Source organism: Burkholderia sp. WP9, from assembly GCF_900104795.1.
GTDB lineage: Bacteria > Pseudomonadota > Gammaproteobacteria > Burkholderiales > Burkholderiaceae > Paraburkholderia.
Map to the genome: position 1 here is coordinate 3,105,494 of NZ_FNTG01000002.1, position 25,789 is coordinate 3,131,282.

General features: G+C 58.3%; 20 protein-coding genes and 8 pseudogenes. 22 read left to right on the plus strand and 6 right to left on the minus strand.

Features of this window, described 5'->3' with window-relative positions; translation table 11 throughout:
- Nucleotides 1-96 precede the first annotated feature (96 nt).
- Nucleotides 97-1,272: a GGDEF domain-containing protein gene (locus BLW71_RS34990; protein WP_091807846.1), complete on the plus strand. Its 1,176-nt coding sequence runs from the start codon at nt 97-99 to the stop codon at nt 1,270-1,272.
- 150 nt (nt 1,273-1,422) lie between these two features.
- Here BLW71_RS34990 and BLW71_RS34995 read toward each other — a convergent pair whose 3' ends face one another.
- Nucleotides 1,423-2,325 (minus strand): LysR substrate-binding domain-containing protein, encoded by a 903-nt coding sequence (locus tag BLW71_RS34995; RefSeq protein ID WP_091807848.1) that lies wholly within the window; start codon nt 2,323-2,325, stop codon nt 1,423-1,425.
- A gap of 139 nt (nt 2,326-2,464) precedes the next feature.
- Here BLW71_RS34995 and BLW71_RS35000 point away from each other — a divergent pair, with 139 nt between their 5' ends.
- The 6 genes from BLW71_RS35000 to BLW71_RS35025 are packed head-to-tail and all read left to right on the plus strand — an operon-like array spanning nt 2,465 to nt 8,371.
- A complete protein-coding gene (locus tag BLW71_RS35000; RefSeq protein ID WP_091807850.1) occupies nt 2,465-3,787 on the plus strand; it encodes an NAD(P)/FAD-dependent oxidoreductase in 1,323 nt (440 codons plus the stop codon).
- 56 nt (nt 3,788-3,843) lie between these two features.
- Complete coding sequence (locus BLW71_RS35005) at nt 3,844-4,569, plus strand: amino acid ABC transporter ATP-binding protein (protein WP_091807853.1); 726 nt, start codon at nt 3,844-3,846, stop codon at nt 4,567-4,569.
- A gap of 51 nt (nt 4,570-4,620) precedes the next feature.
- Entirely contained in the window at nt 4,621-5,439 is an 819-nt protein-coding gene (locus tag BLW71_RS35010; RefSeq protein ID WP_091807855.1) for a substrate-binding periplasmic protein, read from the plus strand.
- Between the two features lie 53 nt (nt 5,440-5,492).
- The gene (locus BLW71_RS35015; RefSeq protein WP_286162191.1) at nt 5,493-6,299 is read left to right on the plus strand and encodes an amino acid ABC transporter permease; all 807 of its coding nucleotides are present in this window, start codon (nt 5,493-5,495) and stop codon (nt 6,297-6,299) included.
- 26 nt (nt 6,300-6,325) lie between these two features.
- Entirely contained in the window at nt 6,326-7,663 is a 1,338-nt protein-coding gene (locus BLW71_RS35020) for an NAD(P)/FAD-dependent oxidoreductase (RefSeq protein WP_091807856.1), read from the plus strand.
- 24 nt (nt 7,664-7,687) lie between these two features.
- Nucleotides 7,688-8,371 (plus strand): SDR family NAD(P)-dependent oxidoreductase, encoded by a 684-nt coding sequence (locus BLW71_RS35025; RefSeq protein ID WP_091807859.1) that lies wholly within the window; start codon nt 7,688-7,690, stop codon nt 8,369-8,371.
- 5 nt (nt 8,372-8,376) lie between these two features.
- Here BLW71_RS35025 and BLW71_RS35030 read toward each other — a convergent pair whose 3' ends face one another.
- From BLW71_RS35030 to BLW71_RS43005, 3 genes and pseudogenes are all read right to left on the minus strand, one after another.
- Nucleotides 8,377-9,204 (minus strand): siderophore-interacting protein, encoded by an 828-nt coding sequence (locus tag BLW71_RS35030; protein WP_502686845.1) that lies wholly within the window; start codon nt 9,202-9,204, stop codon nt 8,377-8,379.
- A gap of 92 nt (nt 9,205-9,296) precedes the next feature.
- Nucleotides 9,297-10,166 (minus strand): PadR family transcriptional regulator, encoded by an 870-nt coding sequence (locus BLW71_RS35035; protein ID WP_091807861.1) that lies wholly within the window; start codon nt 10,164-10,166, stop codon nt 9,297-9,299.
- Nucleotides 10,167-10,888: 722 nt separating this feature from the next.
- Nucleotides 10,889-10,987: pseudogene (locus tag BLW71_RS43005) on the minus strand (aldehyde dehydrogenase family protein); the annotation flags it as partial.
- Between the two features lie 787 nt (nt 10,988-11,774).
- Between BLW71_RS43005 and BLW71_RS35040 the strand changes: the two are divergent.
- From BLW71_RS35040 to BLW71_RS35085, 11 genes and pseudogenes are all read left to right on the plus strand, one after another.
- Entirely contained in the window at nt 11,775-12,710 is a 936-nt protein-coding gene (locus tag BLW71_RS35040; RefSeq protein WP_091807863.1) for a substrate-binding domain-containing protein, read from the plus strand.
- 226 nt (nt 12,711-12,936) lie between these two features.
- A pseudogene (locus BLW71_RS43010) lies at nt 12,937-13,212 on the plus strand (hybrid sensor histidine kinase/response regulator); the annotation flags it as partial.
- Between the two features lie 288 nt (nt 13,213-13,500).
- Nucleotides 13,501-14,942 (plus strand): annotated as a pseudogene (locus tag BLW71_RS42485) (PAS domain-containing sensor histidine kinase).
- Between the two features lie 243 nt (nt 14,943-15,185).
- Nucleotides 15,186-15,452, plus strand: coding sequence for an FCD domain-containing protein (locus BLW71_RS43015; RefSeq protein WP_502686846.1), 267 nt, complete (start codon nt 15,186-15,188; stop codon nt 15,450-15,452).
- A complete protein-coding gene (locus BLW71_RS43020; RefSeq protein WP_502686863.1) occupies nt 15,419-15,502 on the plus strand; it encodes a hypothetical protein in 84 nt (27 codons plus the stop codon). The genes BLW71_RS43015 and BLW71_RS43020 overlap by 34 nt, the downstream gene beginning before the upstream one ends.
- Before the next feature lie 58 nt (nt 15,503-15,560).
- A complete protein-coding gene (locus tag BLW71_RS35065; RefSeq protein ID WP_502686864.1) occupies nt 15,561-16,016 on the plus strand; it encodes a sensor histidine kinase in 456 nt (151 codons plus the stop codon).
- Nucleotides 15,995-16,405, plus strand: a pseudogene (locus BLW71_RS35070) (LuxR C-terminal-related transcriptional regulator); the annotation flags it as partial. The gene BLW71_RS35065 and the pseudogene BLW71_RS35070, both read left to right, overlap by 22 nt.
- A 436-nt stretch (nt 16,406-16,841) precedes the next feature.
- Entirely contained in the window at nt 16,842-18,437 is a 1,596-nt protein-coding gene (locus tag BLW71_RS35075) for a methyl-accepting chemotaxis protein (RefSeq protein WP_091807873.1), read from the plus strand.
- 412 nt (nt 18,438-18,849) lie between these two features.
- On the plus strand, nt 18,850-20,052 hold the full coding sequence (locus BLW71_RS35080; RefSeq protein ID WP_091807876.1) for an EAL and HDOD domain-containing protein: 1,203 nt from the start codon (nt 18,850-18,852) through the stop codon (nt 20,050-20,052).
- 499 nt (nt 20,053-20,551) lie between these two features.
- Nucleotides 20,552-20,681 (plus strand): annotated as a pseudogene (locus BLW71_RS42490) (IS6 family transposase); the annotation flags it as partial.
- Nucleotides 20,682-21,091: 410 nt separating this feature from the next.
- Complete coding sequence (locus BLW71_RS35085) at nt 21,092-21,376, plus strand: hypothetical protein (protein ID WP_286162236.1); 285 nt, start codon at nt 21,092-21,094, stop codon at nt 21,374-21,376.
- Between the two features lie 314 nt (nt 21,377-21,690).
- On the opposite strand, the pseudogene BLW71_RS42495 reads toward BLW71_RS35085, so the two are convergent.
- A pseudogene (locus BLW71_RS42495) lies at nt 21,691-22,406 on the minus strand (IS6 family transposase); the annotation flags it as partial.
- Between the two features lie 235 nt (nt 22,407-22,641).
- Between BLW71_RS42495 and BLW71_RS35095 the strand changes: the two are divergent.
- Together BLW71_RS35095 and BLW71_RS35100 are read left to right on the plus strand one after the other, a co-directional pair.
- The gene (locus BLW71_RS35095; RefSeq protein WP_502686865.1) at nt 22,642-24,204 is read left to right on the plus strand and encodes a methyl-accepting chemotaxis protein; all 1,563 of its coding nucleotides are present in this window, start codon (nt 22,642-22,644) and stop codon (nt 24,202-24,204) included.
- Nucleotides 24,205-24,241: 37 nt separating this feature from the next.
- A complete protein-coding gene (locus BLW71_RS35100) occupies nt 24,242-24,508 on the plus strand; it encodes a diguanylate cyclase domain-containing protein (RefSeq protein ID WP_286162192.1) in 267 nt (88 codons plus the stop codon).
- A gap of 39 nt (nt 24,509-24,547) precedes the next feature.
- On the opposite strand, the gene BLW71_RS35105 is transcribed toward BLW71_RS35100, so the two are convergent.
- A complete protein-coding gene (locus BLW71_RS35105) occupies nt 24,548-25,282 on the minus strand; it encodes an IS6 family transposase (RefSeq protein ID WP_502686847.1) in 735 nt (244 codons plus the stop codon).
- A gap of 70 nt (nt 25,283-25,352) precedes the next feature.
- Here BLW71_RS35105 and BLW71_RS35110 point away from each other — a divergent pair.
- Nucleotides 25,353-25,559, plus strand: a pseudogene (locus tag BLW71_RS35110) (IS3 family transposase); the annotation flags it as partial.
- A 29-nt stretch (nt 25,560-25,588) separates the two neighbouring features.
- Nucleotides 25,589-25,757, plus strand: a pseudogene (locus tag BLW71_RS42500) (IS3-like element ISBvi3 family transposase); the annotation flags it as partial.
- Nucleotides 25,758-25,789 lie beyond the last annotated feature (32 nt).

A 25,789-nucleotide genomic window follows, 5' to 3' on the forward strand; every position in this document is an offset into this window, starting at 1 on the left:
TGTATCCGGGACCCCACCTCGACTATCATCCAACTATCGATTTTTTTGCGTAGAATTGCCGCCCCGGTACGCTGGCGCAGGATTCTCTCCTCAACGATGCACGTCGATCTTCTCACCCTTTATTTCCTCATCGTCGGGACGCTGTTCGCCAGTTCCGTGATGACGCTCTGGGAACATCGAACACATCCCAGACGCAGCGGGGAATTGAAAATACTGTCAGCGGGGTACGCCACGCTTGCGATCGGATGTGCGGCGGCAACGGTTCGTCACAAGCTGCCCGGTGCGACGGGCTCCGCCTTGAGCAACCTCGTTATCGTCACTGGCTATCTATTGCTTCTGCACGGCGCCGCGTCCTTGAGCGGCCGGCAATACCGTACCGGCTCTATTGCAATGCTCATCCTGCTGGCGCTCACATGGGCCGTGGCCGGTGCGCGCTGGGAGGATTCGGTGTGGTACTACGCGAGTGCCATTCCGATCGCGTTGGCAAGCGGCGTGACGTCTTTCGAACTGCTGCGATGCGACAGCATGAAAGCGATGCAATCGCGGCGCATCGCAGTATGGGTGACGGGCATTCATGCGCTCCTGTATGCGGCCAGAGCATCCATCCTGCCTTTGTTGGCGTCACGGTACGGGCAGCACGTGGTGCTGGTCGCCAGCAACATTACGATGTACGAAGGTGTGCTGTACTCGGTTGTTCTGCCAATGACCTTGCTGAGGCTGATCCGCGAAGAGACTCATGGCGAGCTTCTGCGAGATTCGCAAACGGATTACCTGACCCGTCTTGGCAATCGCAGATGGTTTTTTGAAGAGGGCGAACGGGTGATCCGCGACGCAGAGTCATGCCAGCCGATTTCCCTCCTTGCATTCGATCTCGATCTCTTCAAGGCAATCAATGATCGCTACGGTCATAAAACGGGCGACGAGGTGCTGAAGGCATTTAGCGACATCGCTCGGAGCGGGGTGAGGCCCGATGCGATTCTCGCGCGCATCGGCGGAGAAGAGTTCGCCGCGCTACTTCCCCACCATGACAGCCTTCGCGCCAAAGAAGTGGGCGAATTCATCGCTAAACGTTTCGCCGAGGCGATCCCTCACCGCATTGACGGCGTCGCGATACACGCAACGGTCAGCATTGGGCTCGCACAGCTCGGAACCGATGCGCCCACGCTTGCCGACCTGCTGGCGGCGGCCGACGCGGCGTTATACAACGCGAAGTCGCTCGGCGGCAATCGGCTCGTCACGGCGCAGCCTGCCTCGCGCCCCGAGGCTGCCTGACGATCAACGATGCCGGCAAAGGATTAACATGGCGTGCCTGGCAAAACGCAGTGCGATTCAAAAGGATTGATTTCACTTAGCCGCCGCTATAAACGCGTGACCGGGTTTGTATTGGTTTCGCCAATCCAATATCGAGACCTGTCCGTCACATTACGCTTTCGAGTGTTTTGCCTGAAGCCTCATTGTCTCGTTGGCGATCTTCAGAAAACTGTCGACGATCGGATTGGTGGATTGAAGCTGGGGGCACACCGTGAAACCACGGAACACGATGTCCGGTGAAAACGGCCGGAACTGGATCTTCGCGGTATTGGCGTCAACCGTTGTAAGCGGATTCACGATGCCGATTCCCAAACCGCGCGACACCATCGCGCAAATCGTCGCACCGTACGGTGTTTCAATGGTTGGCACCTGATTGACTTCCGCCTGACGCAACACGCGATCCAGCGACGAACGCGTGTCGTCGGCATACGAAGGCAGGATCAGCTTTTCACCGCGTAGATCCCGCGCGTGGATACGCTTGCGCGCAGCCAGCGGGTGCCCGGCCGGCAGCGCACATACACCCGGCAACCGGTATAACTCGGCGCTCGTCACACCGAACGCATCGGGCGTCGTCGTGGCGAATCCGATATCGCAATAGGCCGACGAAGCCCAGCGCTGGATCGTGCCTTCGCTGCGCATTTCCAGCGATATCGCGATGCGCGGATACACGGCAAGAAAACGCTCGATCACCATCGGCACGAATGACAATGCCAGCACCGGCGCCGCGACGAGCCGCAACCGGCCGCTGCCGAACTGGCGGATCTCACGCGCGGAATGCGCGAGTTTTTCGAGGCCCACGAAGCTTCGGTCCACCTCGCGATAGAACGCGCTGCCCGCATCCGTGGCCTGAATACGGCCGCCGTTGCGCGTGAAGAGCGCCAGACCCGTCGACGTCTCCAGCTCCGCAATCAACCGGCTGATGCTCGGCTGCGACGTGCCGAGCTCCTCGGCGGCGGCGGTCATCGAGCCGCGCAACATGACTAGCCTGAACGCTTCGATTTGTCGTTGGTTCATCTGCCCGGCTCACCTGATTTCGTTGATTCGGTCCTCAGCTTGCCATATCAAAATTGAATGGCAGCCGTTTTTGATCGTATTTGACCGGATGGATGAGCGAAACCTAGACTGGCTGGAACCTTGTCACTGGCGATCCACGATGCGTTCCGAAGCCTTGCTGTTTCATGACGACTTTCGCCTGACCCCTTACTGGTGGGACGCCGCACCGCCGGAGACGGTCCGCGACGCGTTGCCGTCCGGGGTTGACGTGGTGATTATCGGCAGCGGGTATTGCGGCTTGGCGGCGGCAGCCGAAGCTGCGCGACTCGGCACGCGCGTCGCCGTGCTCGACGCCGCCGAAATCGGCGCGGGCGGCAGCACGCGCAGCGGCGGCATGGTGTCGAGCGGACAGAAGCTTGCGCTGACCAATGCGATTCGCGGGGTCTCGGCAGAACGGCTGGGACGGCTGATGAGCGAGTCCATGGCGAGCTTCGACTATCTGAAACGCCTTGTCGCCGACGAGCGGCTCGACGCCGATTTGCAGATCACCGGTCGCTTCTTCGGCGCATTCACGCCACGTCACTTCGATGTCTTGCGGCGCCAAGGCGATCTGTTGCGCGACAAAACCGGCGTCACGGTGCACGTCGTGCCGCGCGCGGATCAGCATGCGTTGATCGGCTCGGACTACTACTACGGTGGGATTCTCGTCGACGAATACGGCGGTCTGCATACCGCCAAATATCATCGCGCGCTACGCGATCTCGCACGGCGCTGCGGCGCGACTTTGCATTCGCATGCGGGCGTGGAGCGGATCGAACGCAATGGCGCGGGTTTCAGGGTTCATGCAACGCGGGGAAAGATCGACGCGAAACATGTGCTCGTCGCGACCAACGGCTATACGGGACCGCTGCTGCCGTTCTTCTCGCGGCGCGTGCTGCCGGTGGCGAGCTACCAGATTGCGACGGAACCGCTGCCGCCTGGACTGATGGCCGTGCTGAATCCGGGGCGACGCATGATCAGCGATTCGAAGCGCAATCTGTTCTACACGAGGCCGTCGCCCGACGGCACGCGGATGCTGTTCGGCTCGCGCCCGGCGATCCGCGAGGTGAGCGAGCGCGTGGCGGCGAGAATGCTGCACGCGAAGATGATCGAGTTGTGGCCCGCCTTGCGCGACGTGCGCATCACGCACGCGTGGAAGGGTTATGTCGCGATGACGGGCGACAGGCTCGCGCATATCGGCCAACACGACGGCATTCATTACGCGCTCGGTTGCAACGGCAATGGCGTGGCGCTAATGAGCTATCTAGGCGCGCGGATCGCGAAACACCTGCTCGGATTCGACGCAAAGTCGGGCGCATTCGGCGAAGGCGCGTTTCCGATCAGTCCGGCCGGCATGGCGAGCCGCCTGAGCGTGCCGGTCGGCACGGCGCTCTACACATTCGACGATCTCTGGAGCGGCCGGGTGCGTGCCACCCTTTCCTGATATCGACGTCGACACTGACACCGAAGCCGATGCGCTTCAGGCTTGAGGAGTTGCAGATGATTTCTCTGCGTAACGTTTCGAAGTGGTACGGCGAGCAGCGCGTGCTGACCGATTGTTCCGCCGACATCGGCCGGGGCGAGGTGGTCGTGATCTGCGGGCCGTCCGGTTCCGGAAAATCGACGCTGATCAAGTCCGTCAATGGACTCGAACCGGTGCAGCAAGGTGAGATCGTCGTTGACGGCACGCTGGTCTCGGCACGCGGAGCCAATCTGCAAACGCTGCGCGCGCGGGTCGGCATGGTGTTTCAGCATTTCGAACTATTTCCGCATCTGAACATTCGGCAGAACCCGATTCTCGCTCAGGTCAACGTATTGCGGCGCAGCCGCGACGAAGCCGCCGACAAGGCGCGCATGCTGCTGCAGCGCGTAGGCTTGCGCGCGCATGAGGACAGGTTTCCATCGCAGTTGTCGGGCGGCCAGCAGCAACGGGTGGCGATCGCGCGGGCGTTGTCGATGGATCCCGTTGCAATGCTGTTCGACGAACCGACCTCCGCACTCGATCCCGAGATGGTCAATGAGGTTCTGGACGTGATGACCGAACTCGCGCAGGACGGCATGACGATGTTATGCGTCACGCACGAAATGGGCTTTGCGCGCCGTGTCGCGGACCGGGTCGTGTTCATGGACCAGGGCGCCATCGTCGAGGACGACACGAAGGACGCTTTTTTCGAGCGTCCGCGCTCGGCTCGTGGCCGCGACTTTCTCTCCAGGATATTGCAGTGATGTCCACTTGATTTTCTTTCCATCGCAGGTCTTTTCGACGGAGCAAACATCATGCGTTTTCGCCATCTTCTCAGCCTCATTGCGGTTGTCGTGCCGCTATCGTTCACCTTGACAGGTAACGCACGCGCCGACGATCTCGGCACGCTGACTCCCGGCAAGCTGGTCGCCGGTGTCGATGCGAACAACAAGCCGTATTCGTATATCGACAACGGCAAGATGACGGGCTTCGACGTCGAATTGCTGCGAGCGGTCGCGGCGAAACTCGGCCTGAGCGCCGAGTTTCGCGCGCAGGATTTCAGTGGATTGCTGCCGGGCGTTGCGAACCAGCAGCTCGATCTGGCCGCCGGCTCGATTTCGATCACGAAAGACCGTCTGAAGATGGTCGATTTCTCAGAGGGCTACCTGACCGGCCTGCTGAGCGTTGCGACCTTGCCCGACAGCACGATTACGAGCGATCCAGCATCGGTGAAGGGCAAACGGATCGGCGTCGTGCAGGGCACCATCGAGGACACCTATTCGGACAGCTATCTGCCGGGTGCGCAGATCGTGCGCTTTCCGAATCTGAATGCGGGCTTCCTGTCGATGCGCTCGAAATACATCGACGGCTATTTCGTGGACAAAACGCTCGTCGAGGGTTTGCAGAGCAAGTACCCGCAACTGAATATCGCGGACAAGCTCGATATCTCGGCCGTCAACCTTCCTGCCGGCTTCCCGGTGCACAAGGGCAACGCGAAGCTCGAGGCGGCGCTGAACAAGACCATCGACCAACTGGTTGCGGACGGTACGTGGGTCAAGCTGTACATGCAGTTCCACCCCGGTTATCCGAAGCCCGCGAATCTGCCGCCCTACGCGATGAAGACCGGTAGCTGATCAGGCCCGGCCGGCGGCTCAACCCGCCGCCGGCGCTCAACAAGGAGCGCACCATGAATGCTTTCTTGCAGAACTTTCTCGACTGGCCGCTGCTGGTCTCGTCGATGCCGTCTTTGCTTTGCACGGGTCTCGTCAATACGCTGGTGCTGTCGGTGTTTTCAACCGTGCTGGGTATCGTCGCGGGCATGGTGCTCGCGTTGATGGCCGTGTCGCACACGCGCTGGTTGATGCTGCCCGCGCAGGTGTTCGTCGACGTGTTTCGCGGCCTGCCGGCAGCGCTCGTGATCCTGCTGGTCGGGCAAGGCCTCGCGCCCGTGGGACTGGCGATCTTTGGGCCCAATCCGTACCCGCTCGCGATCGTCGCGCTTGGGCTGATTTCGTCCGCGTATATCGCGGAGATTTTTCGCTCCGGCATTCAAAGCGTGGGGCGCGGACAACTGTCCGCATGTCAGGCGCTCGGCATGACGTACTGGAGCAGCATGCGCTATGTGATCGTGCCGCAGGGCGTGCGGCGCATCTTGCCGGCGCTTGCGAATCAGTTCATTTCGATCGTCAAGGATTCGAGCCTGGTCTATTTTCTCGGCCTGCTGACTTCGCAGCGCGATCTGTTCACGATCGGCCAGAACACGTCGGTGAATACCGCGAACCTGTCGCCGCTGGTGGCCGCGGGCGTGGTGTATCTGCTCGTGACCGTGCCGCTCACGCACGCGATTAACCACATTGACCGTTGGACCAACCGTCATTCGAATCCGTCGCGCGGTCATTCCAGAACGGGATCGTCACGCAGGCAGCGCAAGGCGCAGGCTTCGGCCAATTCGACCGTCGCGGTCAGGGCTGGCGTCGCCGATCAACATAACTAGCCTTCACAGGCAGGATATCAGCCACGATGGGACCGAAAGTAGAAACAGTCGCCGACGACACCACCTTGCCAGCCAAAGTCGATGTCGTCGTGATCGGCGGCGGCATTATCGGCGTGAGCACGGCCCTTTATCTCAGCGAGAAAGGCTTGCAGGTCGCGCTATGTGAGAAAGGCCATATCGCGGGTGAGCAATCGAGCCGCAACTGGGGCTGGGTTCGCGTCACGCATCGCGACATGCGCGAGTTCGCGTTGAGCATCGAGAGCCTGAAGCTGTGGCGGAAACTGGATGCGACGTTGGGTATCGACACCGGCTTCAATCAATGCGGCATCCTCTATATGACGGACGAAGACGCCGTGATGGACAGTCACCACGTATGGCTCGACAAGGCGCGCAACGTAGCGGGTGACGCGTTCGATACACGTCTGGTCGACGGAAGTACCGTTGGCGCACTGCTGCCTGGCGCCACGAAAGCGTTCAAAGGCGGACTCTACACACCAGGCGACGGCCGCGCCGAACCGCAAAAAGCCGCACCGGCGATCGCGAATGCGTTACGCAAACGCAGTGTCAAGATTCTGACGCCGTGTGCCGCGCGTGGCATCGAAACGAGCGCGGGGCGCGTCAGTGCGGTGGTCACCGAGCACGGTACGATCCGCTGCAATAGCGTCGTCGTCGCGGGCGGCGCATGGTCGCGGTTGTTCTGCGGGAACCTGGGTGTCGATGTACCTCAACTGCTGGTAAAAGCCTCGGTGCTTCGCACTGAGCCGCTCGACGGCGGCCCGGCCTGTAGCGCGAGCAACAAGAAATTCGCGTTTCGCAAGCGCGCCGACGGCGGCTACACGATCGCTTTTGGCTTCCGCACTTATAGCGATCTCACGCCCGATTCATTTCGCCTGTTCTTCAAGTACGTCGAAGCACTGAAGAGCCAGTTGGGCTCGTTGCGCATTGGCATTGGCGCTCGTTTCTTCGATGAATTGCGCCGTCCACGACACTGGGTGCTCGACCGTCCCACAGCGTTCGAAGAGATCCGCACGCTCGATCCTGAGCCGATCACCCGATACACCGACGCCGGCTTGCGCGAGTTCATCAAGGTCTTCCCGCATCTGGCGCACGCGCGAATCGCGCAGCGCTGGGCGGGCTACATGGATGTGACGCCTGACGCGATTCCGGTGATTTCCGGTGTCGATACGGTGCCGGGCCTCTTCATCGGCACCGGCTTTTCGGGGCACGGGTTCGGCATCGGGCCGGCGGCCGGCAAGCTGATGGCGGATCTGGTGACGAACGACACGCCGCTCGTCGATCCGCACGCGTTTCGCCTCAACCGGTTCAGCGACGGTACGAAAATCGTCATCGATGCGGGCTTTTAAGGTAATGCTTTCACGGAGAGAGTCATGCAAAAAGTAGCCATGATTTCCGGCGCGAGTCGCGGCATCGGGCTGGCAATCGCGACCGAGTTGTCGCGACGCGGCTATAGGCTGTCGCTGGGCGTGCGCGATCCGTCGGCGCTCGCCGGTCGTTTCGATGCGCTCGCGTTTCCATACGAAGCGCGCGACACAAACGCGGGCCGCCGCTGGGTCGAGGCAACGGTCGAACGCTTCGACCGTATCGACGTGCTGATCAGCAATGCGGGTATCTGCAAGCACATCGGGCTGGAAGAGGGCACCGACGAACTGCTCGAAGAAACGCTCGACATCAACGTGAAAGCGCCGTTCCGGCTGATCCAGGCTGCGTTGCCGCATTTGCGCCGCGCGGGCGATGCTCGTGTCGTGCAGATCGCGTCGCTATCCGGCAAGCGCGTGAAGAACCTCAACGCGGGCTATCAGATGTCGAAGTATGCCGCGATAGCGTTGACTCATGCCGTACGTCGCGCAGGCTGGGACGATGGCTTGCGTGCGACGGCGATATGCCCCGGATTCGTCAACACGGAAATGGCCGCCGGCATCGCGGATCTCGAGCCGGAAGCCATGACACAACCCGAGGACATCGCACGATTGGTCGCCAACACAATCGAGATGCCGAACTCCGCGAGCGTCGCGGAAATTCTCGTCAATTGCCGGCATGAGGATCTGTTTTAGCAGGCTCAGTCGTCGAGCGTTTCGTGCACCGCTTCGGCACCCTGTTTCCAGTAGCTGGCCGCGCGAATACGCGATTTGTCGACGCCGCGCTCCGTGCACAGGTGATAGCGCACCGCGCGCATGGTGGCGGCTTCGCCGGCCGCCCACACGTACCCTTCGCCGTTTTCAGGCAGGTAGATTTCGCGGACCGCCCGCAACAAAGCTTCGCCGCGTACGCTCACATCGTTGCGATGGCACCAGACGAGATGCAACTCGGCCTGCGTCGTGAATTCGATCTGCGCCGACGCGTCGGCGACTTCGATTACCGCGGCGACGCGCGTGCCGGCCGGTAGTTCTTCGAGGCGGCGGGCGATGGCGGGCAACGCGGTATCGTCGCCGATCAGCAGATGCCAGTCGAAGCCCGTGGGGATCACGAGTGAACCGCGCGGGCCGCCGATACCGAGGTACTGGCCCACCTTGGCTTGCGCCGCCCACGTAGCGGCGGGACCCGCGTCGTGCATGGCGAATTCGATGTCGAGTTCGCGCGCCTCGCGATCGAAGTGGCGCGGCGTGAAGTCGCGCGCGACCGGCCGCGGCTGGCCGGCGGGAAACACCGGGCCGTTCGGGCCTGCTTCCGGCAGCACCGGCTTGTCCGCGCCGGGTTCGGGGAAGAACACTTTGATGTGGTCGTCGAAGGAAGTGGAGACGAAGTCGTGCAGGTCTTCACCCGTGAAGGTGACGCGGATCAGATGAGGCGTCAGCGCGCGCACCTGCTTGACCTGCAGCAGACGGAATTTCAGCGGATGCCGCACGCGTTGAACGGCCAGATCGGTTGGTTGGTGTTTCATCAGCATGAGAGTGCTACTCCTGTTGGTTCGATAGGCGCGTTCACGCGCTGGGGGCGCTGCCGGCGCGCAAGTCCGCGCGCGGTGCGGGCCGCTCGATGTCAAACGGCCGTTGCGCCGCCGTTGCCGGTTTCGCTGCTGTCCGGCTTGACCTGGCTTTCAATTTCTTTGGCCGCGCGCATCAGAATGTCGGCGATGCGGCGCTGCTCGGCCGCTGGCGCGTTGTCGCGCAGCAGCAGCGCACGCTTGAGCGCACGGCGCGCTTCGTTCAGCTCGGGCAGCCAGCCGCCTTCGCTGATGTCGGCCGGCTCTTCCCCGGCAAACGCGCGGCGCACCGAATCCATCTTGCGCGCGATATGGCTCAGCCTGGCGAGCATCAACTCGACGCGCTCGCGGTTGGCGGCCAGGTAGTCACGGCCCGTTTCCGACAGTTCGTAGCGCTTGCGGTTGCCTTCGAGTTGCACGGTCACATAGCCGAGTTCTTCCAGATACGTGAGCGCCGGATAGACCATGCCCGGGCTCGGGCTGTAAAAGCCGTTCGAACGGGTTTCGAGCGCTTTGATCAGTTCGTAGCCGTGGCTCGGCTGCGTGCCGATGAGCGAGAGCAGCAGCAGTTGCAGGTCGTCGGAACTGAATTTGCGGCCGCGCGGAAAACCGTCGCCGTCGCCGCCGAAGCCGCCTGGGCCGCCGCCGAAGCGCCCGCCGCGACCGCCGCCGCGCTGCTCATGATGGCGGCCGATGGCGTGCCACAGGGCGTGCGGCGAAAAGCGGTCGAAGCCGCGGCCGTCGTGGCCGTCGTGGCCACGAGCGTCACGGCGGGCATCGTGTTCGCCTCGTTCGCCTGGTGCGCGACGAGATTCGTGGTGGCGCGCGAACGCATGCCAGAGTGCATGAAGCGACGCCGCTTCGCGGCCGGTGTACGGACTGTCGTCCGCTTTGTGCGGACGGGAAAATCGATGGTGATGACGCATCTTGGGTACTCCCGTTTGTGTCTTAAGATGTGTCGTAAGATATATATCTAAAGATAGTTTGTCAAATTTCTTTTTGCGAAGTATCGGGAGACAACAAAGTGTGCGGGAAGCTGAAAACGGCCGTCCAGAGACAAAAAAGTCTGCGGCATTTCGAAATTTCGTTGTGCGGTGCACAAATTTTGAGGACTGACTGCTTCGGATGCGCGCTGCTGACACACAAGATGTGAGCCGTCCAATAACGAAGCTTAGAAAAATAGCAACATGCGAACTTGCCTCGACATCGCGGATTCGTTCGTCGAGTCGAGCATTGGGCAGAGGTGGCCGAGCGCGTATCGCGAACGATGTAGTCGAGCGCACACCAAAGCGCCGTTAATTAGGCGGCGATTTCAGGGCGATTCGAAAAGTCCCACATCCAAAGGATGTTTCGAGCCCTTTCATTAAGGCTCTTTGGAGCTATACGAATTAGCAGTCACTTGTCGAAGCGGCGTGTCCGAGAGACCCAGCCCTCGGCAGAGATATGCAGTGGAGGCACGAAGCAGGTGCCAGAGTCAATCAAACACGATAGCTAACACAATGAATGGCATCGAAGTATTCGACATGAATCCCAGTTTCATCGCGATTGGACGGTTGGAGCCTCTCCAATCTTTCGAGTCCAGGCCTAACCAGGCTATCGGTCTGCCTGGCAATATGCCAGTGCTGATGTGCCCGGTTGGAGCTTCAGATGCACCTTCGAGATCCGCGTCAGCCAGAACGATGAAAGGATCTGAGCCTCCGAGTTCCAGGACTGACTTCTTGAGTGCTCCGCGGGCCTGTGCTGCAATAGCTGTTGGTGTCCGTTAATTCTGTTGGTGCTCACAATTGCCACTAGCCATGTTCACAGGAATGCTAGCGGCCAAAACGCCGGGATGGCTTGCTGCGTAACGCGTTGCGTGCGATCACGCCTGTCGCGACGGTACAACAATCGTGATGATGCTTGTTCGGTAACTCTGCTAGCGTGGCATCGGTGCTGGATATCAAGTCTTACGGACGATGCGATCCGAGGGACACTTTTTTTGGGTGGAGTTCAGGATCGTTACCGGCCGCATGCAGTCAGAAAGCGCTTCTGTGTTTTGTTATCTGGTTTAAGGAAAGATAACTTTAGCTCTTGTGCAAAGAGCTATTTTGATTAGCACGCGTGGTAGTGTTCGGCTGCGGCCATAATCCGCGAGACGTCTCCTGTGCGAAAAGCGGTGCTGCGGCTTCGAGGTAAAGTGCGATGCACGAATTGATTAACAGCACATGCAAGGCACGCTAGCGCAATTACTGGACATGCTAGCGGTGCTGTGCACGCTGGCTAGCGCCAATTCTGAACACCAACACAATGCGACAGAATCGGCACGAGCGTCGATTGACTGAAGGGTAGCGAGGAACAGAGGGCGAACGCAGCGCGACGAAACAGTGAAAGCGGTTGCGAAATCTTCCTCACGGTTCGGAAGTCGTGCCGTGCCGTATAGTGGAGTGGAAGCTTGGTTTTAGCGGTTCTCCCCGAATAAGGTAATCGTCTGAAGGAATCCTGCTCCGTGAGCGGGGATCTATTTCGAGCGATCTCGATAACGAAGGTCAGTCACTATGCGCAAGACTCTTTCGTTCTTCTTGCTTCTTTCCGCCTTGACCGCAACCGTATCGACCGCGAGAGCGACCACAATCGGTGTCGTCCTACCCGGATCATCGCTTGTCTTCTACCAGGCAATGATCAAAGGCATTGAACAGGCGGCTGAGGATCGGCATGTGCATCTCCTGATACGCAATCCTTCGGATGGGGCGTCGCTGGACACGTCGAATCTCCAGTTGCGCATGATCGACTACCTGGTGCAGCAGGGGGTGGCCGGCGTTGTGTTAGCGCCGGAACCCCTGCAGAGCAAAACGCAGGTTTCGATCCGAGTCCCAGTGATCCTCGTTGATCGGGACAGCCCTGATTACAGGGGCATCTCGACCGTGTATACAGACAATTTTGGTGCAGGCAGAAAGGCCGCGCTCAGCCTGGTACCGGCCCTGCAAAAGGGTGCCAAGGTAGCCGTGTTACGGCTTGCAACGAACATCAGCTCTACGACCGCGCGCGAAAACGGGTTTCTGAGCGTCGCACGGGAGAAGGGTTGGGATGTGGTTATTGATACTTACGTGGGGTACCGGCCCCGTGATGCCGAGCGTTTGATCACGGAGGCCTTGAGCGGCTATCCGGGCCACCTCGATGCCGTTTTCGCGCCGGCCGAACCGATCGCCTACGGCGCCCTGCGGATCATTGACGCAAAGGCGATCGCCGATCGCCCGCGCCTGGTCGTATTCGACTGGCGTCCGGAATTCATGGACGGACTCAGGCGTGGCGTCATATATGCCGATGTATTGCAGGACCCTTACCGCATGGGTTATCTTGCGTTGGAAGGGTTGGTCTCGGCGTTGCAGGGCCATCCGCCGCGCCCTCAGATATTTGTTGACGTGGTCACGGTGACGCCGAACAACATGAATGACGCCGCAATCCGTTCGTTGCTGGCGAACTACGCTCACTAAGCGCTCCAGTACAGCGTTTCCAACGACGGCCACCTTACCCGGGAGGGGATCTTGCCGCCTACGCATTCTGGCTTGCTTTCCAATACGTTCAAGACGCAACACGGTGGAATTGCTGTCGCCTTACTTAGCCGAGTCTTGCTGTTCAGTACGACAGTTACGCTGGTGCTGACAGTTGTTCAGCTTTTGCTAAGTTTCCAAGCGGAGGTCTCGGGATTGCAAAAACCGTTTCAACGAAATTGAGCAAGGCTATGCGTCGGGGCTCGGCAATGCGCTTTGGGCTCTCGATAGCAGACAGTTGCAGGATCAGCTCGATGGAATGCTGCATCTGCCACTGATACGCTATGTCGAAGTCCGCGAGACGCAGATTCCTAACCCGTTGAAGGTTTACCGAGGCTCCATACAGGTCAAAGACGCGGTTGTCAGGGAGTTTCCGATTTATTGCTGTGAAAACGACCGGCATCAGATCGGGGTACTGCATATTGAGGGGAGCCTGACGGACATCTATCGGGATCTGCTGCGCGAGGCGTTGGTAATCCTCGTGAGCAACGCAGCAAAGACGTTTCTGGTCGCGTTGTTCATTTTGTTTATGGTTCATAGGCTCGCGACTCGCCATCTCGTCGATATCGCTGCGACGCTTCGGGGACGCGCACCGGGCGTCGCAATGGCGCCGCTGCGATTGCGCCGGATACAGGAGAAATCCGACGAACTGGATCAACTGGTCAATGCCCTGAACGTCATGTTCGAGGGACTCGAACAGCATTCGACTCAGCTCCGTAACGCGAACGCGCAAATGGCTGCGATCCTCGACAACATTCCGGACCTCGCCTGGGTGAAGGACACGCACGGTCGATACGTGGCGGTCAACCGGGCACTTGCGCGCACCTTAGGCTACGCCGAACCGTCTGACGTGATCGGTAGGACGGACTTCGATCTGCATCCGCTTGAGCATGCAAAGGCATACCGCGCGGACGATGTCGAGGTGATGGTCTCCGGGCAACGCAAACGGATCGAAGAGGCCCATGTTCAGGCAGGCGGTCACTGGAGCTGGGTAGATACGATCAAGACATCTTTCGCAGACGGACATGGGCTACTGGCAGGTACCGTTGGCATTGCCCGGGACGTCACCGAACGCAAGAAGGTGGAAGAGGACCTCGCGCGGGCGATTGCGGGCTTACGCTCCGAGATCGAGCGACGAACAACGGTCGAAGTGCGATTGCAGGCTAGCGAGGCGCGTTTTCGCGCCATTGTCGAGACAAGCCCGGTACCCCTGTGCATTGTCTCGATGCCGCAGGGCGAGATCCTTTATACGAGCGAGCCGTTGCGCGCACTGTTCGGGCTCAATGCGCGCGACGGCATGATCCGCAATATCGCCGAACTCTACGTGGACACCGCCGAGCGCGACAGGCTGGTAGAGCATTTGCGGCAAGAAGCGAGCTTTCGTGACACGGTGGTCCACTTCCGCAGACCGGATGGCAGCACATTCTGGGCAATGGTGGCGGCGCGCGTCGCTACATACGAGGACGCACCAGCAATCTATATAGGCCTGAACGACATCACGGAGCGCAAACGCATCGAGTTGGAGCTATTCGAGTCGCGTGAGCAGTTGCGCGAGGTGTCTGGCTATATGGAGGAGATAAGGGAACAGGAGAGAAAGCGCATCGCCATGGAAATCCATGACGAGCTGGGCCAGTTGCTCACCGCATTGAAAATGGATGTGTCATTGCTCAAAATGCGGCTTTCCGGCGACATGGAGGCTGCGAAAAAAGCCGACGACATGCGTGAGCTGGTTGAGAAAACCATCTGGATGGTGCGCAATGTGGCGAACCATCTGCGGCCAGCCGCGCTGAACTTCGGGATCGTGTCCGCGCTCGAATGGCTGGCTAAAGACTTCTCTCAACGCAATGGCATTCCCTGCAGATTGCGGATTAATGGCCCTGAACCCGTCTTGTCGGATACGCAAGCGACGGTTGTGTTTCGGATTGTGCAGGCGTCGCTGACGAATGTCGCACGCCATGCGGATGCGACGAGGGTAGATGTAACGCTGACTCGCTCTGCATCGGCGCTCGACCTGCACATCAGCGACGATGGCCGCGGTTTCAATCAGGAAGCGATAAAAAAGGGGTATTCATATGGATTGCTTGGCATGCGCGAGCGTGCGCGGCTGATCGTTCCCTGCATATTGATAGCACACCCGGTGTGGGTACATCGGTCTCCATTCACATTCGGCTCTAGAGGGTCTGAGGCACTCGGACCGCCGGCGCAACTTGTACAAGAATGAGCATGGGGAACGCAAAGTGAGGGCCTGCTAACGTTTCCGGCAGACGCGCGTAGTCTCGCGCCAGTCGCCGGAACCGGTTGAGCCAGCCGGAATTACGCTTGCCAATCCTCGGCGAGTGCGAGCTTTGTCTCTTCCGTGTATTTGCACACAAAACACCCTGCAGAAGTGTCCGACTTCTGGGGGCAGTCCTTCCCGGGATGGTCGACATCATTGGACGGCTACTTCGACTCGCAGAACATCGCGGGTTCCAACGACCAAATGGGTCCACCCCTGAACAGGTGGGCGAAATCTACGAACTGCGCGGACTGCTCGAAGCCAATGCCGCGCGCGCGTGCGCCGAGCAATCGACGCCCGAACTCGTTCGGCAATTGCGCGAGAACTATCCGCGTATATGGAAGCGGTTCGCGAGGAAGAAAGAAAGCACATTGCCATGGAAGTCCACGACGAACTGGGACAGTTGCTGACAGCCATTGAAAATGGATGTGTCGCTGTTACGCATGCGGCTCGACAGTGACTCGGAGGCCGCTAGAAAAACCGAGGACATGCGGGATCTGGTGGAGAAAACTATCTGGATGGTTCGGAATGTCGCCAGTCATCTGCGACCGACTGCGCTAAGCTTTGGGATCGTCTCGGCACTCGAATGGCCCGTAGACGATTTTGTCCGGCGTAGTCGACTGCCTTGCGAATTGTTGATCCATGGCAGCGAACCGGCCCTGCTGGACGCACAGGCCACAGCTATATTCCGTATCGCGCAGGCCTCGTTGACCAACGTTGCGCGCCATGCTCAAGCGTCGCGAGTAGACGTTACCCTCACGTCGCGTACCGGTTCGTTGGCTCTTCACATAAGCGACGACGGCTGTGGCTTCGATCTGCGCAAAGCACGCAGGCAATATTCGTATGGATTGCTCGGCATGAGCGAACGCGCCCGGCTGATCGGCGGCACGTTACAGATTGAGAGCGCGCCGGGAACGGGCACACTCGTGTCGGTCCGCATCCCATTCACACCGGCTTGCCGGTGCTGGTCCTGAGCATTCACAATGAGCCCCAGGTGGTGTCGCGCGCGCTGCGTGCGAGCGCGACCGGCTATCTCACCAAAGATAGCAACCCGGAAGTCCTGCTCACGGCAATCCGCAAGCTGGCGGAGGGGCGAAGATTCATCGATTCGAACTTGGTCGACTCAATTATTTTCGGCAAGCATCCAGAAGAAGCCGCGCCACACGACAGTCTCTCCGATCGCGAATTCCAGGTGCTGCAAGCACTGATTGCCGGAAAAAGCATCAACGATATTGCTGAATCCTTTGCGCTCAGCGCGAAGACCATCAGTACACACAAAATGCGCCTGATGAAAAAACTGAGGGTCAGCAATAATTCAGAACTCATTCGCTATGCGATTCGCCATCGCCTCAGCGCCGATTGACGTCCAGACTAAGGAAATTCCTACACAAATATCAGTCGTAGCCTAGGGGAAATTAAGCACTATCCGAATGACGAATTTCTATTCGCAAGTTTAGGATTGTCTTACATTTTCTGACTCTCCAAGCGCCCCATTGTTCAATCTCTCTCAGGTTCTGGCGGACACGCTCGATAGCCAGGGTCTTGAAGGCCGACACATCTGTGCCGGCCTTTTTTATAGGTCGATTTTGCCGGAAATAAATAGAAACATTTTCCGAATCCGGAAGGTCTGATTGAATGAAAAATGACATTCACGTGCAAACCTTTGCGCGATTAAAGTTCGTACAAGGCACGTCGTTATTCTGGTTGGATGCCAGTCATTGCGTGACCGACAGACGAGGCCGTCAGCATTGGAAAAAGCACTCTGTGATTTCCCGGATACGATAACGGAAGTTTATGGTATGAATAATAGGCATGTGTCTGTCAAGGTGAAGCTCTATGGCGCATTTTCCGCACTTGCGGTCATAGTCATTCTAGTGTCGGGCATGTCGTTCTTCATGCTCGGGAGTGCCAACGCGCGCTTTGCCGGCTTTGTTTCCGGGATCAGTGCACGAGCCGAAGTCGCCCAACAAGTTCGCACGGCTGTCGATCGACGGGCAATTGCAGCGCGCAATATGGCGCTCGTCACCCAACCTGGCGACTTTGGACTTGAAAGAGACGCTGAGGCGCGAGCCCAGCAGGACGTCCAGTCAAACCTGGCAAAACTCAACGCGATGATCTCTGTCGCTACGGATAGCGACGAAAAAGCTGGCGCTTTAGTGCAGGAGATCGACCGGATTGAGGCTGCGTATAGTCCTGTCGCTCGGGCGATTGTTGAGCTGGCAGTGGCTGGTAAACGCGATCAGGCCGTCGCAAAGATCAACCGGGAATGCCGGCCGTTGCTGGCGTCGTTGGTGAAGGCTACCAACGATTACGAGGTCTACACTCGCGAGCGCGCCAATGCCCTCGTTCGGCAATCGGCGGACCACTACGCGGCACAGCGCATTCTTTTGATGACCATCTGTATTATGGCGGTGGCGCTATCGGTGGTTGCAGGTCTGCTCATCACGCGCGGGCTCCTGCGCTCGCTTGGTGCCGAGCCGGACGATCTGAATGCCGTGGCACGCCGCGTCGCCGCCGGAAACTTGAGCAATGTGCCAAGTGCGTCTTCTGCGCCCGCTGGCAGCGTGCTTGCGTCGATGGCGCAGATGCAGACGAGCCTCGTCGAATTGATTGGCCGCGTGCGATCGACTGCCGACAGCATCGCGACGGGTTCTAGCCAGATCGCATCGGGTAACATTGATCTGTCGTCGCGCACTGAACAGCAGGCTTCCTCGTTGCAGGAAACGGCGTCTAGCATGGAGGAACTAACTTCGACCGTGAAACAGAATGCGGAAAACTCGCAGCAGGCCAGCGTTCTGTCGGCCAATGCATCGGAAGTCGCGGTGAAGGGCAGCCTGGTAGTCGGGCAAGTGGTGGGCACCATGAGCGACATCAGCGCCAGTTCGACGAGAATCGCTGACATTACCGGCATCATCGAAGGCATCGCTTTCCAGACCAACATTCTTGCTCTGAATGCAGCAGTGGAAGCCGCGCGAGCCGGTGAACAGGGCCGCGGGTTTGCAGTGGTCGCAAGCGAGGTGCGCAACCTCGCGCAACGTTCCTCGGGAGCGGCCAAGGAAATCAAGGATCTGATCAGTGAATCTGTTCAGAAGATCCAGATTGGCCAATCGCTTGCCACTGCAGCGGGGGCGGCCATGTCGGAAGTGACGCAAGCGGTGGCACATGTCACCAATATTATGAGCGAGATTGCGGTCGCTTCAGGTGAACAGAGTCGTGGCATCGAGCAGGTCAATCTGGCCATCACGCAAATGGATTCTGTCACGCAGCAGAATGCGGCACTGGTCGAGCAAGCAGCGGCGGCGTCGCAATCGCTCGAAGATCAAGGGCGACGTTTGAATCAAGCGATCGCGTTCTTTCACTTTGATTCCGCCACCGTTCCGAGCCAAGTCGGCTAACCCGCTGGATCCTCAAAATCCGACGGGACGATTCAAAAGGAAACGCTCGCCATCCAGTTTGGTAAGAGCAGAGATGCGAATCTGCATTGCGTTGAGCATCCAGGCATGAGTGCCGAAGCTGGATGCTGTGTTGTTGAGGTGGGTTCGAATAGACATTCGCAAACCCGACCAGTGGGCAGTCCTAAAGCAACTTGGGCGATTGACCCAGACTTTAACCACTGCGATGACGGCACCCAAGCCCGTACTCACCCGCGGCTATCCGACCGGTAGACTGTGTCCAGATCGACGCAAGTTTGGCGGCATCAGGGACAAACTGAGGCAGCCGCGTCGATGGCTATAGCAAAGAATCCCTAAGGCGCTCGACGCGGTTGCTGCGTTAGGATGATCTTGTCAATTGCTTGCGTGAGCGCTTATGCAAACTGAAGTTTTTGTTGCCAGGCAACCTATCATGAACCGACGCGGCATGACGGTCGGGCAGGAACTCTTGTTCCGCGATGCCCGCACGGAAGCGGCGAGAATCAGCGACGGGTTTTCGAGCACTGCTGCGGTTGTTGAGCGAGTGTTAGGAACTTTTGGATTGGAGCAGATACTCGACTCCTGCGACGGTTTCCTGAACTGCACTGATCAGTTCCTGTGGTCCGGCCTGACCGACGTGCTTCCTGCTTCCCGCTTTGTATTGGAGCTTCTGGAGAACACGGAGCTTACGCCGGAGCTTGGTGCAAGATGTGATACCTTACGAGATGCCGGCTTTCGTGTTGCGATGGACGATGTGCGTTCACTGACACCTTCTCTCGAACGCTTCCTTTGTCACGTCGATATCGTCAAACTTGACTGGCCGTATATTGCGGCTAAGCGTCGTGACGATATGGTGGCCTCATTCAGACGAGCGGGGAAACACGTTCTTGCGGAGAAGGTCGAGGAGCGCGACGAGCAAACTGCTGCCATGTTGTCCGGGTGTGATTTGTTTCAAGGCTTCTACTTCTGCAGGCCGCAGGTACTCGCGGCTAGAAGGATTACGCCTTCGGTCGGGGTCGTATTTCGGATGATTCAGCTGCTGATGGACGGTGCAGGGAGTGCGCATCTGGAGCACGCCTTGAAAAGTTCGCCCGCTCTGGTCGTCCAGTTACTTCGACTTTCAAACAGTGCCAGCTGCTTTACGTCAAGCGACGGCTTCATCGTCTCTATCAGGCAGGCGCTCGCGGTTGTCGGGACACGTCAGCTGTTGCTCTGGTGCAGTCTGCTTTTGTACGGCAATTCGTCGGGCTCGTTGCAGTTAGTGGACCCGCTCGTTCAACTTGTTGAACGGCGGGCAGGCTTCATGGAGCGGGCGGCCATGCAACTGAATCCTGGCGATGAGAGTTTTTGTCAGGCGGCGTGGCTTACGGGGCTGCTTTCGCTAGCACATGTTCCACATGGCATGAGCGTAGACGCCTTTATCAGTGATCTGCCTGTCAGTGCATCGATTCGGCACGCAATCATTGCATATTACGGCGAACTGGGAGCTCTGCTACGAATCGCAGAATGTCTTGAGCGAGGGGACTTCGCAATGGCCTCTGTCTTGGCTAAGGCATCCCATCCAGGCCTTGTCGCCACGCTCCCAGGTCTGACTTTATAAATGCAGAGGGGGGCCGTTCGTTCAGACAGTCTTCACGCAGTTCAGGTCGGAAGGTGCGGAAAGTTAAGCTACCGATCTGACTCATCAGGTTTTCCAGACCGAACGATGACGCGTGCCCTACGCGGATTTCGCCAAATCCTTCTCTCAGCCTGAAGACCATCAGCACACCCAAGATGTGCATACTGCAACAACCTGGGGGCATCAATAACAGATAACTCGTCCGTTATGTGATTCGCCATCGCCTGAGCGCGGATTGACGTTTTGATTAAGGAAATCCCTACACGAAAATCGGTAGTAACCTAGGCTAATTTCAGCACTATCTGAATGACGAGTTTAATTCGTGGGTCTAGAGTTTTGTTGTGTTACTCGGTTCGTGATTGCAAATGCCACATTCTTGAATCTCTCCCGGTTTCTCGCCGCCAGTCTCGATATGCCAAAGTCCCAAAGGCCCACACATTGGCCTTGTCACATTGTCGAATCTGTCGCGTAAGCTCACGTGATGAAGACTGCCAAGTCGCCTTGTCACGGCCACCGTTTTCCGACTACCGTAATCGTCACGCTCTGTACGCTGGTATTTCCGCTGTCAGTTGAGCTTGCGCGACATTGGAGGGTTGCCCTTTGAACGCGGGGAACAGCCATCAACCTACACGTGAACGCGAGCGATGCTTGCGTGACTTTCGTGTTCCAAAACGTACGCGAGTGTTCCCGTCGAGATCGCAGGCGTATTACGACCTACCGCCTCATGGTTGCGGATTCGGTCGTTGAAAAAGCTCTCGCTACTCACTGGGTAGATACGTGGGCGAGTGCAATTGGTGATCTTCACATTTCTGTGTTTGCCAAAGGACGCCCAGGATACAAGCATAAGCGATGATCGTACGAATTCACGACGTTGAAGTTCTCGGTCATTCCGATTCGAGACATTACGCCTTCAATTCATTCTTTTTCGCAGAGAGCAACCACATTCCGGAGAATTTTTTTGAATAGGAAGCCGACTTGTAAGGATACTAGTTGCTCGAGTGAGACAACCGAACAGGCGTTGGTGGTATTGACGATACAGATCACGAGGTTCGTCCAGAGCGTGGCCTTGGATAGCCGGTTTGCTGCGAAGCTCGTCAAGCGACTTAAGAGGGAAGCTGATGCCATTTCGCAAGGCCGCAATGCGACGAGGCTAGGACAGAAGGAACTTCGGAAGGCTTTTGACGCCGTCGACGCAGTGCTGCGTAACCACGATGCCACATTGTTGGTTATGGCCAATGCGGCGCTCCGTGAGACGGACAAGAAGATCGGTGGCGAAAGGTCACAGCAACGCCCAGCGGAGGGCTGACCAGGCATTAGCCTGTCGAATGCCATCCCCCTCGCATTGGCAGATGAGGTGAGCAGAGTGGACTTGCCTCCGCGTAAGCGGACACGCGCAGGTTGGTGTTTTTTCTCGGGGGAGATATTCGATTATTTCGAAACACAAAAAGGCGACGTAATGCATGCGCGGCGATGCTGTTGCAGTCGACAATCAACCCGCGCAACCGTGGTCCGTCGACCTACGCACTTTGCTGCGTTCATCGCCGACAACTTGCCCGATGGCGTTTCAACGTGCCGAGAATGAGGCGAAACGCCGGCAGGGGTGACGATCGTCCAGAAACCAGTTGTCGGACTTTGGGCGAGTTCCGCGATTTCACGCCAAGTGACGAATCGCGCCGCGAGATGTTTTGGATAGAGTGAAGTGCGTAACAGATGCCGCTAGAGCACGAAATGTTGTCGCATGGCCCGAAGCAGGAGAGGCATATCTGTGTGCGTTTAGGCTTGCGAAGGCCACGCACTTGCTGCTCGCGCTCGCGTGTTGGTTGGTGGCTATTCTCCGCGCTGCCGCTTTGAAGAACATGTGCTTCACGTTCGCAAGTTCTGGAATCTCGCCCTTTGTCTCCGGATTGCTGAGCAGTTGATCCGTGACGATCCTGTGCGGTACCGGACTCGAACATGGCGCACGTTTGGAGAAACGTTTGGCTGTGGCTTTGTCGCACCGCGTCTGCAGCAGAATGTCAAGCTCGGCGCCGTGCTCGTCAACTGCCGCCATAACAGGTACGGTTCGCCACGAAGCGTGATGAACATATCGTCAAGGAGCCATGTACTAGCCGGCTTGCATCGCCCCGCTGTCACTCGAGAGCAAAGCCCTGACCAAACTTGTCGCAGCAGCATCGGATCGACTCGTGCGTCACGATGACGCCGCGCTCGAAAAGCAGTTCCTCGGTGTCGCGTAGGCTCAACTGGAAGTGAAGATACCATCGAGCAGCACTATTGATGACAGTAGACGAGAAATGTTGAGCGTAATAAAGCGTTTTTTGATTTCTTCGAAGCGCCATCGTATCCGATGCGTCGCGCAACCTGACAACGCCGCAATCAGGCAATGTTTTCCTCGTGAGGCGATTGCGCCCGGACAGATCTGGTAGCCCTTTTTTGAATCAGGTGATTTGCACCGTATTGACTTCCGAAAAGAGGTCGATCTGCTTAGTCGTTTTGCTGTCCGGATTCAACTTAAATCATATTTTTGCCGTTATCCTAATTATCACAACCACTCCTTGGATAGACATTATGGGCATGACCGTAGGCAGGAAGCTGGCCGCATCGTTTGGCGCCGTCGTGGTGGTTTCATTGCTTGGCAGCACTATATCGATCATCAACTTCCTTCGACTGAACCAGGCCAATGGCTGGAATGTTCACAGCTATCAGGTGCAGCGAACGAGCGACGACATGCTGACCAGCATGGTCAATATGGAAACGGGTGTGCGTGGGTTTGTGGCTTCCGGGGACGCGAACTTTCTTGAACCGTATAACGCAGGCAGGACGCAATTCGGCAAGTCGCTGGATCTGGCGCGTTCGCTCACAGCGGACAACCCCGCCCAGCAGCAGCGGCTTCAGACACTGGCCGAGATGCAGGGAAAGGTGCAGGAGGTCGACGAGAACCTGCTTGCACTTCGACGGGACGTCAGTGCCGGCAGGCAGCCGGAAAGTGCGCTGACCGATTATTTCAGACAGGGCAATGACAAACAATTCATGGACCGCTATCGGTCAGTGGCCGCCGAGTTCAGCGGAGCGGAACAGACGCTGCTTGACAGCCGCACGGAAGAGGTCGCCGCGCTGGCCTCGCAGACCAAGCTAACCCTTGCAACCGCCGGGATCTTCACGATTCTCCTGGCGATAGTGTTGGGCACTGTGATTACTAAAGGGATCATGCGTTCGCTTGGCGGCGAGCCGGCCGACGCTGCGGCTGTGGCGGGACGCATCGCTGAAGGTGACCTGTCAGTTGCGGTGCCCGTCCCACAGGATGATCGTGTCAGCCTGATGGCCTCGCTCGAATCGATGCGGCAGCAACTAAAATCCATCGTTGCGGGCATCCAGCTGTCTGCGGAATCGATCAGGATTTCCGCTAGCGAGATTGCACAGGGTAACGTCGATCTGTCGCAACGCACGGAAGAGCAGGCAGCATCGCTTGAAGAAACGGCTGCGAGTATGGAAGAGCTGACTGCAACGGTTCGCCAGAATACAGAGAACGCAAGGCAGGCGAATGCTCTGGCCGGCAGCGCATGCGAAGTTGCCATACGTGGTGGGGAAGTCGTGCATCAGGTGGTAGAAACAATGCAGTCGATTTCGCAGAACTCGGATAAGGTCGCCGAGATCATTTCTGTTATCGAGGGTATCGCCTTTCAGACCAATATCCTGGCGCTGAACGCCGCAGTGGAGGCTGCCCGTGCGGGAGACCAGGGCAGAGGGTTTGCGGTGGTGGCGGGTGAGGTCCGTACGTTGGCGCAGCGCAGTGCGAGCGCGGCCAGGGAAATCAAGGATCTGATCACGCGCTCGGTCGAGCGGGTTGCTGAAGGATCCGAACAGGTCGGTCGAGCTGGTTCGACGATGGACGACATCGTGGCTTCCGTCCGGCAGGTGACCACCATCATGGGCGAAATTGCTACAGCGTCGGGGGAACAGGGTACGGGCATCGAGCAGGTGAACGTAGCCGTCAGCCAGATGGACGAAGTTACGCAGCAGAATGCGGCACTGGTCGAACAGGCCACGGCGGCGGCGCAGGCCATGGCCGAGCAGGCAACGACACTGCGTGCTGCTGTCACGGTGTTCAGGATTGGAAACAGTGAGGTGAGCGCGTAAATAGGGACTGCAGGACTGTGGTCTTGACGGACCACAGTTGTCTGGGGAGCGTCAGCGCATTTTTGAGACACTTTGCTCCGCTTTCGCAGCACGAACGGCCGTCGTCGCGGGGTGCGCATCAGGTGGTCAATATGCCGGCACCGAGTGTTGGCAATTCGGCGGGCCCTCACAAAACCGCCGGGCGCTCGATGAAGTGCTCGAAAACCAGTGGAGAAGGCTTCAACGCAGTGATGGATTCCAGTCGCTGCTGTTTGTCGATGTGGACAACTTCAAACGGTACAACGACAGGGCGCTGTCACGTTAAATCGTCCGCGACGCAATAGTGGAGAGGACACACGCTTGTTCAGAAAGCGGACGGATTTTGGACGTTCTCAGTGAAACGATGCCAGGCGACGAAGCGCGTGGCGAGCTGTTTGCGATAGAGCGAGGCGCGTAGCAGGTGACGCTTGAGCGCGAAGTGCTGCCGGATGAATCCGAAACTCGATAAGAAGGGTTGCGTGCGCTCGGGATCGCGGAACCCACGCATGCGTCGCTCGCGTTCGCGCGTGGGCTGATGACTGTTCTCAGCCCGGTTATTGGCCCGCGCGCTGGCTTTGACGAAGACATGCCTGACGTGAGCCAGCTCGGGAATCTCGGCCTTCGCCTCCGGATAGCTGCGCAGTTGGTCGGTTACGATCTTGTACGGTGCTTCCGCACATGAGGCAAGCACGCGCTTGAAAAACCGATTCGCTGCAGCCTTGTCACGGCGTTTCTGTAGCAGGATATCCAGTTCAGCCCTGTGCTGATCGACGGCGCGCCACAATAGATAAGGCTCGCCGCGCAACGACACAAATACTTCGTCAAGATGCCCGGTGGTGCCAGGCTTGCGACGTGCGGCTTTCACACGGTATGCGAAACACGCACCGAATTTATCGCACCAGCGTCGAACCGTTTCGTAGCTGACGATAACCCCACGCTCGAACAGCAGCTCTTCGATATCACGCAGGCTGAGCTGAAACCTGAAATACCACCGCACAGCGCAACTGATGACCGCCGCCGGAAAGCGATGACCGTGGTAAAGCGATTTTGCATTCATCATCTCGCGATCTTACTCGACCATCTCAGCAACGTGACAGTGCCCTCTCGGTAACTTGACAATCCGTCACGAGGGCGATTGCCACGATAGCGCGTCGATGGAAAGCTTCTGGGGCTCGCTGAAGAACGAACTCGTGTTCGCGACACGCGCCGACGCCCGACAGGCCATCACCGATAATATGGAGATGGCTTACAACCGGCAACGCAGGCAAGCACGTCTCGGCTATCTATCGCCCGCTGCCTTCACGCAGCGATTTTATGAAATGCAACTCGCGGCTTAACCCATTGCTCTCCACCGTTGACGGCCGACCTCAAGACCCTTAAGGTCGAAAGAATCTACCGGGTTCACTACTAAACGCGCTCACGCCTGTCTGGACATCGTCGACTGAATCGAGGGCTATTACGATCGAAAAAGTCGACCTACCTCTATCCATTGCCTCACGCCAGTCGCCTATGAGGTCCGGTTAATCGCTGCATGACTTGCTGTACGTGGAAACCAGGCATGGTCAGT